Source organism: Aequorivita lipolytica, from assembly GCF_007997135.1.
Classification (GTDB): Bacteria; Bacteroidota; Bacteroidia; order Flavobacteriales; family Flavobacteriaceae; genus Aequorivita; species Aequorivita lipolytica.
The window spans coordinates 1-14164 of record NZ_VORU01000023.1 but is presented as its reverse complement, the minus strand read 5'-3'; the positions used below and the strand labels follow the sequence as shown (position 1 = coordinate 14164).

The following is a 14164-nucleotide window of genomic DNA, read 5'->3' as shown; positions in this document are numbered from 1 at the left end:
TGCTAACAATGTATAACCGCAATTACGGCGGATTCGACTGCGTCCGAATCCACGAGTAATTGCTAACGTGAGTGCTTTTCCGAAAAACATTAAATTTAATCCCGTAACTGCGGTTATACTAAACGTTACCCACCATATGAAAAAAATCGTACTTAAAATATTAGTTCTTGCATTTATTGCAGTCGGTTGCCAACAAAAAAAGCAAACCGAAATAAATGTTGCGGAAAATAACGAACAAATGAAATCCAATTTTGACTTGAAATCTGATTATCAAGATTTCAAAACAAAAATGACTGAATTGGATACTTTAAAAGTTTGGATTGACCATTCTGTTTGCACATATCAAGGAGAGGAACGCTTACTGATTACCAAAAAATCTGATTCAATAAAAATTCTATCGGAATTTAAAGATTATGATGAACAAAATCCTGAATGGCAAAAAATATTTGAGAAAAGTATTACGGAAAATGACACAACTTGGGATTTTGGCAATTTTATGGAGAGAAATAAAAGCCGAATAAACTCTGATGATAATGAATACGTAAAAATTGAAATTAAAAATGGCGAACAGAAAATGAAATTTGTCACGAAAGGATTAGTAGATTTAAATACCTTTATGGCAGAATATGGAACAATGATGAGAAAATTGTACGAACCCAAAAAAAGGCAAATTTATGGAGTTCCATTAATAACCGAAACGGAGTTGATTAACGAGGAATAAAAACGGTGGGTAACACCGTGTAAAAATAATTGCTTGGTTCTCGCTTACTTGGAAATTCCTGCGGAATTTCCAAAGGCTTGGTCAATTTTAGTATTTTAGGTGTTTATCTCACGCAACTATTCTTACACATAAACGTTACCCAACATTTGAACAACCTTAGTGATGAGTCAGATTATAAAGACTGTCGGGAATAAATAATATTAATTTAAATATTTTATTATGAAAAAATATTATTTTATTTTATTTCTATTTATAAGCAGCGTTATTCACGCACAAATAGTAAATATTCCTGATCCTAATTTTAAATCAGCGCTTATAAGTGAAGGCGTAGATACTAACAACGATGGAGAAATACAAGTCAGTGAAGCCGAAGCACGCATAGAATTAAATGTTTCATATGCCAACATTTTTTCACTAGAAGGTATTCACAGCTTTATTAATCTTGAAAATTTAAGGTGTAATAATAACGAATTGACAAGTATTAATGTCTCGCAAAACGGAAACCTCGAAAGCTTATATTGTAATAATAATCAATTAACAAGCTTATACTTACCACAAAATTCAAATCTAAAATTATTATTTTGTCATAATAATCAATTGACTGATTTAGAAATCTCAACAAATAGTAATTTAGAATATTTATTATGCTCAGGAAACCAATTATCCAGTTTAGATTTAACGCAAAACTCTAATTTAGAGCAACTATATTGTTCAGGTAACCAATTAATGAGTTTAGATATTTCTCAAAATCCACTTCTTAAATTAATCCATTGTGCTGAGAATCAAATAAGTGTTTTAAATGTAGAGCAAAATCCGCTTCTTGAAAGGATCTATTGTTCTTTTAACCAATTGACAAGTTTGGACTTATCACAAAACTCAAATATCCTTGAGTTATTTTGTATGTCTAATGAATTAACTGAATTGAATTTGAGTAATGGAAATACTCAAAATATTTTTAGTATGATAGCTAATAATAATCCCGACTTGATATGCATTCAAGTTGATGATGAAACAACTAGCTTTCCACAATGCGAAATTAATTTTGGTTGGTGTAAAGATCCTATTGCCAGTTATAGTGAAAATTGCACTTTTGGTATAGAAGATTTTAATCAATTATCCATTACACTACATCCGAACCCCACACGAGGGCTTCTTAACATTGAATCTAATGAACCTATTGAGGTCATAAAAATCTATACTCTTAATGGTCTTTTTATTAAGGAGACAACTAATTCTTTGGTTAATGTTTCGGAATTAAAATCTGGACTTTATATTGTAGTAATTTCTAATAAATTTAAAAATCGTGTGGTCAAAAAACTCATTAAACTTTAAAAAAAACGTTGGGTAACAAAAGTATAAAAAAAATAGGGCAGATAGTGTTAAACCCAATGGTTCAGGCATATTTGCGAGGTCGCCAAATCTTTTGATTTGGCTTTTAGAGAAATAAGATAAAACAAAATGCAAAAGATTTGGCTTGTGAATAATCCGAATAATTATTGCTTATTTACAGCCCTACTTCTTTTATACTAGACCGTTGTGCGCCAGCTAAAAAAAAAAAAAAACGATGAACTTCGAAATAAACAGAGAAGATATTAAGAAACTAATGGAAAGTGCTAAAAAAGAGCGCGAGGATTTAGGTAAAATCATCTACCCTATTTTAGACAAATTCGAACTTGAAAAGAAAGAAATTTTAGAGGTTTGCCAAATTGGAAAATTTGCACACAAAATTGATAATGAAATTCGTATAACGGACAAACCAAAACCACCGAATCCCGACTTTATAATTGAATACAAAGGTAAATTAATCGGACTTGAACATACTCAAATCTTGACTAATGATGCGAGTAGATATTTTAAAATAAAGACACTTTTAGATTACGCCAAACAGATATTTGAAAAAAAGTATCCTGACACAAATGTTCACGCATCTATTTCAATCCTAAATGACGAATGGAACTATAAGCAAAACGAAAAATCCAAGTTGGCGGAAGAAATAGCGGATATGGTACAATTGACAAGATTGGAAATGGAATGCGAATTACCCGACAGCATTACTCTAATAAAGACCAGTAAACATTCCCAAGTTTCATTTAGCTACAAAGAGAAAAATTGGCAAGCGGAATATTTGAGCAAAGAAAGATTAGAACAAGAAGTTCAGAAAAAAGAACGCAAAATTTCGGAATATAAAACGAGTAAAACAGACTTGAGCGAATATTGGCTTGTATTATTAATTGGCTCACTTTCTTCAGTATCTTATGAGTTGAATGAAAGTATTGATTACTCAATTCAATCTGATTTTGAAAGAGTATATTTAATGGCTGATTTTGATGCAAAAGTGATAAGAGTAGCATAGAAAGCCAGCGCACAACACAGTATATAAGCTATGGCTTGGTCAGTCCTCACTTGGAAAATCCTGCGGATTTCCCAAAGTTAGTTTATATTTGAAGTGGTTCGTGCTAAAACACGCCACAGCTCATATACATAAACGTTACCACACATTTGAAGAAAACTTATGGGAGGATTTACAAATCTGATTTATTTTAAAGAATATCTATCTGCGGAATCGACTAATCGGATTAAAAAAACTATTGAGTCCCACGGAGAATTTGAATTGGAAGGCGAGTTGGATTATGAATTAGAAGTTGAATACAAAGAAGAAAAATACACATTCCGAATTTATTACTCTGACGCTAATGATGACGGAGATTTTGATTCGGAATCAAAAGCAGAATTTTTGAAAAAGATTGGTTACGTTCCAAATTGCTACATTGGATTTATGACTTGGACTAACGAAAAATATGGACAAAAATTCATTTCGGAATTAATGTTAGAAATTTTAGAAATAGAAAGTGGTTTGGTTGACTTTTCTTCTGCAATTGACCCAGAATTAACCGAAAATAAAGAAAAAATAAAAAAATTCGTTTCGGAAGTTGGCGGAGAAATAATTGAATTGGAATATGAAACTGGAAATGACCGAATTTGGTTCACGCATTTAGCCGATAAAAAGTTTTTAAGAAATTGGATTGGACACAAAAAATTCTACATTCCGAAATAAAAACGTGTGGTAACACCGTGTATAATTAATTGCTTGGTCACTGCCGACTTACGAACATTCCTGCGGAATATTCTATCTGTGATTTATTTGCTAAATTAGGTGCTTAACCACGCAACTAACCATACACAATTCCGTTACCCACAATTATGAAAAAAATCCTGCTATCAATAATAATTTGTTTTTTAAGCTTAAGTAATTATGCCCAAGAACAGATTACGACTGAATTAGAAAAAGCTTATGGAGAGGAAAAATATGATTTGATTATTTCCGAGCATTCCGAAAAGGTAAGTGAATATCCCGCCAAAGCAATTTATTATGTTGGAATGGCTTACTATATGAAAGCTGACGATAATAATGTACTTAAACTAATGGATTTGTCAATCAAAAAAGACAAAACTGACCCAGACACATATTTCATCAAAGGAATGACTTTAAATTATATGGGACAATTTGATAAAGCAATTGAATCTTTTAATAAAGCAATCGAACTTGATTCAACTAACACAAATTATTTTAGTGGATTAGGAGATTCTTATATAAGCCAAGAGAAATATGAAAAAGCACTTTCTGCTTATATTACAGCTACAGAAAAAAATGAGCCGATAGACCGACCTTTTACTATGATTCCACAAATTTATGCGGAATTAAATCAACCTGAAAAAGCTTTAGAAGCATTTTATACATCAAAAGCAACTATCTCAAAAGAATCAGATTCATATATAAACGCATTATTCAATATTGGACTTTACGAGTTTCTAAATAAGAACTACAATAAATCTGAAATTGCATATAAAGAATTGATTGAGTTAGCGCCAAACGACTATCATTCATATGCTAAATTAATTCAAGTCTATTATGGTAAAAAAGATTACGAAAAAGCAAAACCTCTAAAAGACAAACTTTACCAAGCCTATGAACAAGGAAAATTAACAGACAATCTTAAAAGTATGTTTTGTTTTGACCAGTTCGAATGGAATGGAAAGTTAATTCTTGGGTATGAACGATTTGCAGTTAAAGAAGGAGAATTATATTATAAACATATATTCTATATTCCTAATGAAAAAGGGGAAACTGAATTTACAATCCAAACGGAAAACTCACCTATTTCTATTGAGCTTGGTTACGAAAAGTACATACTTGGAATGGACAAAAATGGAACACATAGTACCTTCAATTACGGAATCAAAGAAGATTTCGAATATGACTATTTAAAGAAAATGGTTCTAAAAATATTGAACGAAGAAATTAAAGCGACTGCAAGCTCAAGAAAAGGAAAGAAATAACTGTGGGTAACAACGTGTATAAAACATAGCTAATATAGGCTTTCCGAGAGGTTTTTGCTTATTTACAAAGTACGCCAAATTTTTAATTTGGTTATATTTATAAAAGAAAATTAAACATAAAAATTAAAAATTCGGCTCGTGTTATTCCGAAAATTTAGCGTCTTTTAACACGCTACGTTTCATACACAAAACCGTTGGCAAACATTAAAAACTCACTCAAAAGTTTACAGTTAACGAAACTTTATTTATATTTGTATCAAATTTGATTTTATAACAAAAATGATAAGACGATTTGAAACGAAATTACTTGAGGAAGCTTTTGAATTTATAGAAAAGCAAAACCTAAAAGCAAGGAAAAAGATATTTCAAAATATAAGAAGAGCCGAACAACAATCTGACCCAAAATTCTTCAAAAAACTGACTGATGATATTTGGGAATTCAGAACTTTATATTCCGGAATTCAATATCGCCTTTTAGCATTTTGGGACAAGGATGATAAGACCGAGACGTTTGTTTTTGCAACTCACGGAATTATTAAAAAAACAAGCAAAGTGGATAAGAAAGAAATCGACAAAGCGGACAAAATAAGAAACATATATTTTAAAAATAGAAAGAAATGAAAAGTTACACTTTAGACCAAGCAGAAGACCTTTTAATTGGAAAAAAGGGAACTGAAGAACGAGATGAATATGAATTTGAGTTGAAACTTGAATTGATTGGCGATATGATAAAGACCGCGCGAAAAAAACGAAAACTGACTCAAGGGCAATTAGGAGAATTAGTTGGAGTAAAAAAAGCACAAATATCGAGACTTGAAAACAGCACTGGAAATGTGACTTTTGAAACCGTAATGCGGATTTTCAATGCTTTGGGAGCAAAATTGAATTTAAGTCTTCAAATGTAAAATAACGATTTGCCAACACCGTGTATAAGCCATTGCTGGGTCTGTGCCTATCTGGAAAATTCTTGGGAATTTTCCAGCGGAGTTTTGTACTTTTAATGGTTCGTGTGTGAGACACGCAACGGCTCATACACATAAAACGTTGTATGCAATTCAAGAAAAATCCGAACAAACAAGAAAAAATTGAATGAACTAAAAAAATACTTAAATCAACCTTATCCATTTTACTATAATGGCAAAAAGCTTTTACAGATAAGTTGTGTGATTTTTTTACTCGCATTCTTTTTCAATTATATAATTCAACCGTTTGAAATTAATACAGCCGAATTAAGACTTTCCTATTTTTGGGTTTCAGTCATTCACTCAATAAGCCCAATTTTTTTATTGTTTCTATTGGCAAGTATATTTATACGATTTGAAGTTTATACCGAAAATTGGATATTAAAATATGAATTTTATTTCATCCTAATCTTTCTGTTTCTTACAGGAATCATACAATTTTTATTGAGAGACGTCCTGTATGATAACCCAACAAATTGGTCTTGGTTTTATGTTAGAGAAGAACTTTTAAATACAATGATAATTGGTTCAATTTTGGCTTTTTTAGTAGTTTCTACTAATTTGAACATTCAGTTTTATAAGAATAGTGAACAAGCTTCCACTTTTAATCTAAACTTAAAGGAGAAAAAAACAAGAGAAGCAAGTACCGAAGTTTTTGTAGAAACCGAAGCAAAGACTGAAAGTTTTCAACTCGATATCAAGAATTTTGTCTTTGCTCAATCACAAGGAAATTATGTAGAACTTTGGATAAACAATGACCTCGAACCCAAACCTGTCTTAAAGCGTTTAAAACTTAAAGATTTAGAAATGGTATTAAAACCGTTTTCAAATATTTTGAGAACTCACCGTTCCTATATTCTAAATATCGACTTTGTGAAAAATGTTAATGGTAATGCACAAGGTTACCAAATAAATTTAAAAAACTGCAAGGAAACAGTGCCTGTTTCCAGAAAGTATTTAACTGCATTCAATCAAAATTTGCAATCATAATAGTTTTGTTATTCATCCCAAGGATTGCATTTGGACAATAATGTTTGTATTTCATCACAAACCTTTGTCAGTCGTACCATAATTTTTTTCATTGAAAAATTTCCATTGAAGTTTGCATAAAACTTTAAAAATGGAAAGACGATACGATTTGGATTGGCTTCGGGTAATGGCTTTTGCGTTACTCATATTTTATCACATAGGAATGTTTTTTGTTCCGTGGGAATGGCATATTAAGAACAACATAATTTATGAATGGCTTGAATATCCAATGGTATTTTTAAATCGTTGGAGAATGCCGTTATTATTCATCATTTCTGGAATGGGTACGGCATTTTCTTTAGGAAAACGTTCTGCCTTTAAATTCTCAAGAGAACGGATTTCGCGATTGTTTATACCTTTGCTTTTTGGAATGCTTGTTATCGTTCCACCACAAATTTACATTGAGCGCATTGCTCATTTACAATTCACAAGTTCTTATCTTGATTTTTGGCCTACACACGCATTTGATGGAAAATATCCGACAGGAAACTTGAGCTGGCATCATCTATGGTTTCTGCCATATATTTTGGCTTATTCCTTGATTTTACTACCAATCTTTATTTTTTTAAGGAAGCATCCAAAGAATAAATTAATACGGCTAATAACAAAATTGACACAAACCAGATTTGGACTATATTGGATGATAGTTCCATTACTTTTGATGGAATGGTTTTTGGACCCTTTTTTTCCAATAACACACGGTCTATTTGATGATTGGTTCAACTTTTTCTACAACTTAACTTTATTTTTTTATGGATTTTTACTAATTTCTGTCCAAAAGTCATTCTTTGAAACTATCCAAAAACATTATAAAACCTATCTATTTACGGGTATTATAGCATTTTCTGTTTTCCTTTATTTAATCAGTACTTACGAAGATGGAATTGCACGCCATTTTATAGAAGCATTTTTCAACCAAATAAATATGTGGTCTTGGGTGTTGGCGTTATTTGGATTGTCATCAGTATTCTTAAACAGAAAAAGCAACATTATTTTATATTGTAATCGGGCTGTCTATCCATTTTACATACTTCATCAAACCGTTATAATCATATTGGCATATCAGATTATGAATTTAAATTGGAGTTTGCTGACAAAATTTTCAACACTCGTCGTCGGTACGTTTTCAATATGTTGGATTCTATATGAGTTTCTCATTAAAAGATTCTTTTTGCTAAATATTGTTATGGGAGTCAAACCCAAAAGAAAGTTATCAAACATAGAAAGTATAAAAAATGGAATTTATTTAAATTCAGGAAGTGAATAGCTATTAACCAATTTTAACACCAAAAATTAAATATTATGAAAAATCTAATTATCCTCTTAACAATAGTAGCCTTATTTTTATCAACTAAAATTTCAGCACAAAATCCCGCAATTAAAGTTAGCAAAATAAGTGATTCAGGAACACCAATGCTTTTTTTGCCTCATATTGGTTGTTCATCAGATATGTGGAAAGAAATCGCTGAACATTACAGTAAGACCAATAGTTGCTATCTTTTCGACTTTGCTGGATTTGATACAATTCCTGCAATAGAAGAGCTTTACACCGAAAAGTATATTTCAGCGATTTCAGACTATATTGTAAAAAATAATTTGACTCGAGCCATATTAATCGGACAAAACTATGGTGGATTTGTAGCCATTAAAACTGCACAGAATAAAACATTGAATATTAAGGCAATAGTTGTGTCTGATTTCTACCCAAAGTTAAGTATGGTTTTAGATTCTGCAATGACAAAGGAGAAAATGACAATGGTAAAAGAGGCAATAAAAAAGTCAATCATTGAGCCAGATTCATTGACCTTTGCATCTTATCAAAAACAAATGGGCGAAGGAATGAACTTAATAGACACTACAAAAGTTTTAGATTTTGTAAGATGGCAATCCAATTCTGACCGTAACACATTGGCAGAAACGCTGTCAGAACAATTAGATGCAGATTTAATTCCTGAACTTGAAACCAACGACATTCCCCTTTTAGTATTTAATACGTGGTATTTTGCCAAAACCTACCAAAACAAACCAATATCTGAAGCAACCAAATCAATGGAAAAAATGTTTCCAAATTCTAAAAACATAACGTTTGCCATAACTGAAGATGCCAAAGATTTTATGGCAATGGATTTACCAGATTGGTTCATTAAAGAAATGGACACGTTCTTAAATAAAATTAGGAAGTGAAAGAACTGCATACAACAATGTATATAAGCCATAGCGGAGTTTAGGCTCTATCTATGGCTTTTTTGTATATTTATGGTCTGCGTTAAACTGAAAGTTTACGCCTTTTAACCGCTACGGCTCATATACTTGAACGTTGCACCACATTATGAAAAAAATTCTGATTTTAATAATATTATTATCGATTAATCAATCATTTGGACAAGAATCTAAGATTGATAAACTGATGATTGCGGGAAATGAAGCCTATCAAAAATCGAATTTCGAAACTGCCAAACTAAATTACCAATCGATTATTAAAATTGATCCGACTAATAAAGATGCTATCTTCAATTTAGCTGGAGTCGAACTGAATATAGGAAATACACAACAAGCCTGTCAACTACTCCAGAAATCATATTCGTTAGGTGATTTTGAAGCATATGAATTAATTGAACAATACTGTAACGGACTGGAATATTCAGAGAAAATGTTTCTATTTCACGTTGACGAACTTCCGAAATTCAAATACAAAAATCATTTTGAGCCATTAATTGTAAATAAAAAACAAATTAATCCCGCCTATATCAAACTTTTAAAATCTGAAATCAAAAACTCCAAAAAACTCAAACGGATTCGGGGCAAAATTTATATAATGATTAATGTTGGTATCGATGGTGAATTAATCACCGATATTAAAGGCAACATAAATGAATCGGAAATAAATGAATTGACAAACTCTTTAAGAAAAATGACTGAATATCGACCTGCGATTTTTCAACAAAAGAACGTTGGTCTTTTTGGTGGAGGATTTGCACTGCCATTAAATTTCTGAGAAAATAACGTGGTGCAACACAGTATATAAGCTATGGCTTGGTCTGTGCTTACTTGGAAAATCCTGCGGATTTTCCAAAGCCAGTTTTTATTTGTAGAGGTTCGTGCTAAATCACGCCACAGCTCATATACATAAACGTTGTGCGTCATTTAAACTGAAATATGGATAAATATCAAGAAACATTTCAGACTTGGAATAAAATTGCAGAAATTTATCAAGACAAGTTTATGAATTTAGACTTGTACAATGACTCATATGATGTATTTCTTGATACAATTTTAAAGACAAATTCTTCAATTTTTGAAATTGGTTGCGGACCAGGAAACATAACCAAATATCTTCTATCAAAAAAAAACGTTTTAAAAATAGAAGGAATCGACATTTCAGAAAATATGATTGAATTGGCAAAAAAAAATAATCCAATGGCTAAATTTCAAATTATGGACTGTCGACAAATTGGTAGTTTAAATAAAAAATTTGATGCAATAATATGTGGGTTTTGTATTCCATACTTATCTAAAAATGATTGTAAAAAGCTAATCTCTGACTGTAAATATTTACTGAATGATAATGGAATTCTATACTTGAGTTTTGTTGATGGTAATTATGGAAATTCAGGTTATATAACAGGAAGTAATGGAGATAGAACATATTTCTATTATCATAATTTGAACAATTTGGAAAAAACACTAAAATCAAATGATTTCGAGATAAATAATTTGATTCTAAAAAATTATAAAAAAATTGACGGAACTGATGAAATCCATACAATATTAATATCAAAAAAAACGAACGCACAACACAGTATATAAGCTATGGCTTGGTCAGTCCTCACTTGGAAAATCCTGCGGATTTTCCAAAGCCGGTTTTTATTTGGAGAGGTTCGTGCTTTAACACGTCACAGCTCATATACATAAACGTTAGCAACAAGCTGAAAAAACTCACGCACAAAATTTGAAATATATAATATACATATTTATTACGCTTTTCATTCTCTCGTGTGAAAACAACAAATACGAGTCAGAATCGGAATACCAAAATTGCATTAACACTAAAACGTTCGAAAGAGGAATATTTTATCCATTAAACACATCGGACTTAGAAATTGCAGAATCAGTTAATGTATTCGATTCAATTAAAAAGTTTGAGAACTATTTAGAGAACGAAAAGTTGCTTTCTGGAATTAATAAAAAAGATTATTTGTCCCTAATCTCAAGAATTGACGAAACTGAATTTCTCAAGAAAGAGTTTTTCGAATTTAATTCAGATAATTATTTCATAGAAAACAATTTGATGACCTCATTGTTTTTCGAAGAGTTATTTTATGATTGTGTTATGAGTTCATTCAAGAATCAAGTGCATTACGATTTCATTTTAACAACAAAGGACAAAGTCCAATATAATTCATATCCGAATTTAGAAATATTGACTGAATTAATTAATAAAGTAGATTTTCAAAGTGAAACGCAAAGATTAATAATTCCTTATTTGATTTATAGCAACTTATATTGGAAATATGAAATGAATAAAAAGCCAGTTGCTAACACCGTGTATAATTAATGGCTAGTTCTCGCCTACTTACGAAAATCCTCGCGGATTTTCTATTCGGTTTTTATTTGCTAAATTAGGTGCTTAAACACGCCACTAATCATACACAATACCGTTAGCCACCATTTGAAAAAAACAACATTCTACATATCATTCATAATTCTGATTCTGAATTTCAGTTGCAAAACGGACAATAAATTTGACTTGAAAAAGTTGGAGGAATTGGACGCTCAAAAAACGACTGAATTAATAACACAGATTTTAAAAGAAGAAAGCAACGGATATTTAATGTCGAGTTGCATAACAGAAAAACCAAGAGCAGTTTCGCATCCAATGGTTTCGAATTTTAATGACTATGTAAAGGATAATTTAAATATAACAGATACTGTTCATTTAAAGACTCAATCAAGACTATACAAAAAATTTAAAATTACAGCGGATTTAGTTCCTAACAAGAATATTTTAACCCAAAAACAGTTTGAGGAATTTGAACAAAAATCGGAAAATGGTGGATTTCGATTTTGGGATTGGCTTGATACGAATTGCGAAAATGGATTTTGCTCGATAAGCAAACCGATATTTAATGAAACATTTGATTTAGCATATGTGCAAATCGGAACAGTTTGCGGAGGATTATGTGGTGGCGGAGAAGAAAGAATTTACGAACTTGTCAACGGAAAATGGATTGAAAAAGAAAGCCTCGGAAGTTGGGTAAGCTGAACGGAAAAAACGGTGGCTAACAACGTATAAAAATAATAGGGCAATGAGTGCTTAACCCAATGGTAAAGGAGCTTTTGCAAGGTCGCCAAATTTTTAAATTTGGCTTATTGAGAAAAAAAATAATAAGAAAAATTTAAAAATTCGGCTTGTATTCAACCGAATGGTAGTCGCCTTTTTTCCGCCCTACTATTCTTATACAAACCGTTGCCACCAATTTAAAAAATGAACATACTACTATTTTCAGCTTTCTTACTTATCCTAATTTTACTGATTAGATATTTTGCTTCGTCCGACAAAAAGAGTGGTTTAAAAATACTTACAATTTTTGGAATTGTAATCGGACTTTTAGCTTTAGGATTAAATTCATTGTTTGACGATTCATTCGGAGCTTCAACGCCAGTAAATGTTCAGACTGAAAATCTGACAGACAAAAACTTAAAAATTTATGCCATTACTTTTTGGAATAACAACTGGAACGGAACTGGAAATTATGTGACTTTTGACAAAGAATTGAAACCTAATAAAAAATCTGACTTTTGGTTTGAAAATGATGGTACGAGCGAATTTTGGATTGTCGCAAAAAATGAAAATAACGAAATAGAATACTTGAATATAATCACAGAAAACGAAAGTCAGTTTGATTTAAAAATCATAGAAAATCAAAATATTGACCAAAGCAAAATGCAAATCGCAAAGGAATTAACATTCAAAACGGACAAAAGCGAACAAATGAAAAGGTTTGCTTTTTGGACAAATATTATTTTAATCGGACTTCTAATTTTAAGTCTGATAAAAATAAAAACTGGTGGCAACACCGTGTATAATTAATGGCTGGTTCTCGCCTACTTACGAAAATCCTTGCAGATTTTCTATTCAGTTTATATTTGCTAAATTAGTTGCTTAAACACGCCACTAATCATACACATAAACGTTGCCAGTAATTTGAAAGAGAACATTGGAAATAACAAAGAAAGATATTGAACAACTAATAGAATTGAAAAGAGAGGATACTTTTTTTAATCATTTAAAAACTATCTATTCATTTGATTTTCGTCCGACAGGAGAAATTGGAAGAAATGAAATAAAACTTTGGCGACAAAACTCTTGGAATCGGACGTTTTACCCGATTTTTCGATTTGAATTAAATGCTAATAATCATCTTATCAATATAACGGACAAACTTAATCCAATCGGAAAAACTTTTATCCTCATCTTTTTACTCGGATTTCTTTATCTGATTTTTCCTGAAAATCCATTTGAATTTGACGTAATAGATAATTGGCCAATAACAACCTTTATAATTGTTATGGTAATTACTGTGGTATTTATTTCTCGAATGGTTTATAGATTTGAAAAGAAGAACCAACTTGAACAAATATTTAAGCTTTTGGATATTGAAGTTGAAGAAAAGAAAATCGAGAATGAATGGTCATGGAAAAATATATTGATTAGATTATTTACTTATCCGTTTTGTATATTTTTAATCGGAGTAAACATCTTTTCGATTATACCAAATGGACAATACTTTTTGGCTTTGGGGACTTTTTTGGTAGTTGGATATTATCTCATAGCTGATATTAAAATGATAGTTAGAAAAAAAACTACTGGCAACAATGTATAACCGCAATTACGGCGGATTCGACTGCGTCCGAATCCACGCGTAATTGCTACCGCAGGTGCTTATTCAAAAAACATTAAATTTATCCCGTAACTGCGGTTATACTAAACGTTGTAAGTAATACCAAAAAAAAACCGAACAAACATTGAAAAATGAACTAATAGCAAAAGCAATTTCGGAAATAGAAAAGCCAACTTTTGGAACGACTAAACAATATTTGGAAGTTCACAATG

General features: G+C 31.1%; 16 protein-coding genes. All 16 read left to right on the top strand.

The window, feature by feature from the left end; translation table 11 throughout:
• Positions 1-136: 136 nt before the first annotated feature.
• Entirely contained in the window at positions 137-721 is a 585-nt protein-coding gene (locus ESV24_RS14890) for a hypothetical protein (RefSeq protein ID WP_146743199.1), read from the top strand.
• 219 nt (positions 722-940) lie between these two features.
• Positions 941-2053, top strand: coding sequence for a T9SS type A sorting domain-containing protein (locus tag ESV24_RS14885; RefSeq protein ID WP_111817164.1), 1113 nt, complete (start codon positions 941-943; stop codon positions 2051-2053).
• Positions 2054-2285: 232 nt separating this feature from the next.
• Positions 2286-3074 (top strand): hypothetical protein, encoded by a 789-nt coding sequence (locus ESV24_RS14880; protein ID WP_111817129.1) that lies wholly within the window; start codon positions 2286-2288, stop codon positions 3072-3074.
• Between the two features lie 159 nt (positions 3075-3233).
• On the top strand, positions 3234-3776 hold the full coding sequence (locus ESV24_RS14875) for a DUF6368 family protein (protein WP_111817130.1): 543 nt from the start codon (positions 3234-3236) through the stop codon (positions 3774-3776).
• 146 nt (positions 3777-3922) lie between these two features.
• The gene (locus ESV24_RS14870; protein ID WP_111817131.1) at positions 3923-5059 is read left to right on the top strand and encodes a tetratricopeptide repeat protein; all 1137 of its coding nucleotides are present in this window, start codon (positions 3923-3925) and stop codon (positions 5057-5059) included.
• Between the two features lie 279 nt (positions 5060-5338).
• Positions 5339-5680: a type II toxin-antitoxin system RelE/ParE family toxin gene (locus ESV24_RS14865; RefSeq protein WP_066438856.1), complete on the top strand. Its 342-nt coding sequence runs from the start codon at positions 5339-5341 to the stop codon at positions 5678-5680.
• Complete coding sequence (locus tag ESV24_RS14860) at positions 5677-5964, top strand: helix-turn-helix domain-containing protein (protein ID WP_066438855.1); 288 nt, start codon at positions 5677-5679, stop codon at positions 5962-5964. The genes ESV24_RS14865 and ESV24_RS14860 overlap by 4 nt, the downstream gene beginning before the upstream one ends.
• Before the next feature lie 180 nt (positions 5965-6144).
• Positions 6145-7011, top strand: a complete 867-nt coding sequence (locus tag ESV24_RS14855) for a LytR/AlgR family response regulator transcription factor (protein ID WP_111817132.1) — start codon at positions 6145-6147, stop codon at positions 7009-7011.
• A 130-nt stretch (positions 7012-7141) separates the two neighbouring features.
• Positions 7142-8317 carry an acyltransferase family protein gene (locus tag ESV24_RS14850; RefSeq protein ID WP_111817133.1) on the top strand — a complete coding sequence of 392 codons (1176 nt, stop codon included), beginning with the start codon at positions 7142-7144 and terminating at the stop codon, positions 8315-8317.
• 35 nt (positions 8318-8352) lie between these two features.
• Positions 8353-9234 carry an alpha/beta fold hydrolase gene (locus tag ESV24_RS14845; protein WP_111817134.1) on the top strand — a complete coding sequence of 294 codons (882 nt, stop codon included), beginning with the start codon at positions 8353-8355 and terminating at the stop codon, positions 9232-9234.
• A 145-nt stretch (positions 9235-9379) separates the two neighbouring features.
• Positions 9380-10045: a tetratricopeptide repeat protein gene (locus ESV24_RS14840; RefSeq protein ID WP_146743193.1), complete on the top strand. Its 666-nt coding sequence runs from the start codon at positions 9380-9382 to the stop codon at positions 10043-10045.
• A gap of 161 nt (positions 10046-10206) precedes the next feature.
• Positions 10207-10857, top strand: a complete 651-nt coding sequence (locus ESV24_RS14835) for a class I SAM-dependent DNA methyltransferase (RefSeq protein ID WP_111817136.1) — start codon at positions 10207-10209, stop codon at positions 10855-10857.
• A gap of 142 nt (positions 10858-10999) precedes the next feature.
• Positions 11000-11605: a hypothetical protein gene (locus tag ESV24_RS14830; protein ID WP_111817137.1), complete on the top strand. Its 606-nt coding sequence runs from the start codon at positions 11000-11002 to the stop codon at positions 11603-11605.
• Positions 11606-11719: 114 nt separating this feature from the next.
• A complete protein-coding gene (locus ESV24_RS14825) occupies positions 11720-12313 on the top strand; it encodes a hypothetical protein (protein ID WP_235004055.1) in 594 nt (197 codons plus the stop codon).
• A gap of 222 nt (positions 12314-12535) precedes the next feature.
• Positions 12536-13141, top strand: coding sequence for a hypothetical protein (locus tag ESV24_RS14820; protein WP_111817139.1), 606 nt, complete (start codon positions 12536-12538; stop codon positions 13139-13141).
• A gap of 127 nt (positions 13142-13268) precedes the next feature.
• On the top strand, positions 13269-13934 hold the full coding sequence (locus ESV24_RS14815) for a hypothetical protein (RefSeq protein ID WP_111817140.1): 666 nt from the start codon (positions 13269-13271) through the stop codon (positions 13932-13934).
• Positions 13935-14164 lie beyond the last annotated feature (230 nt).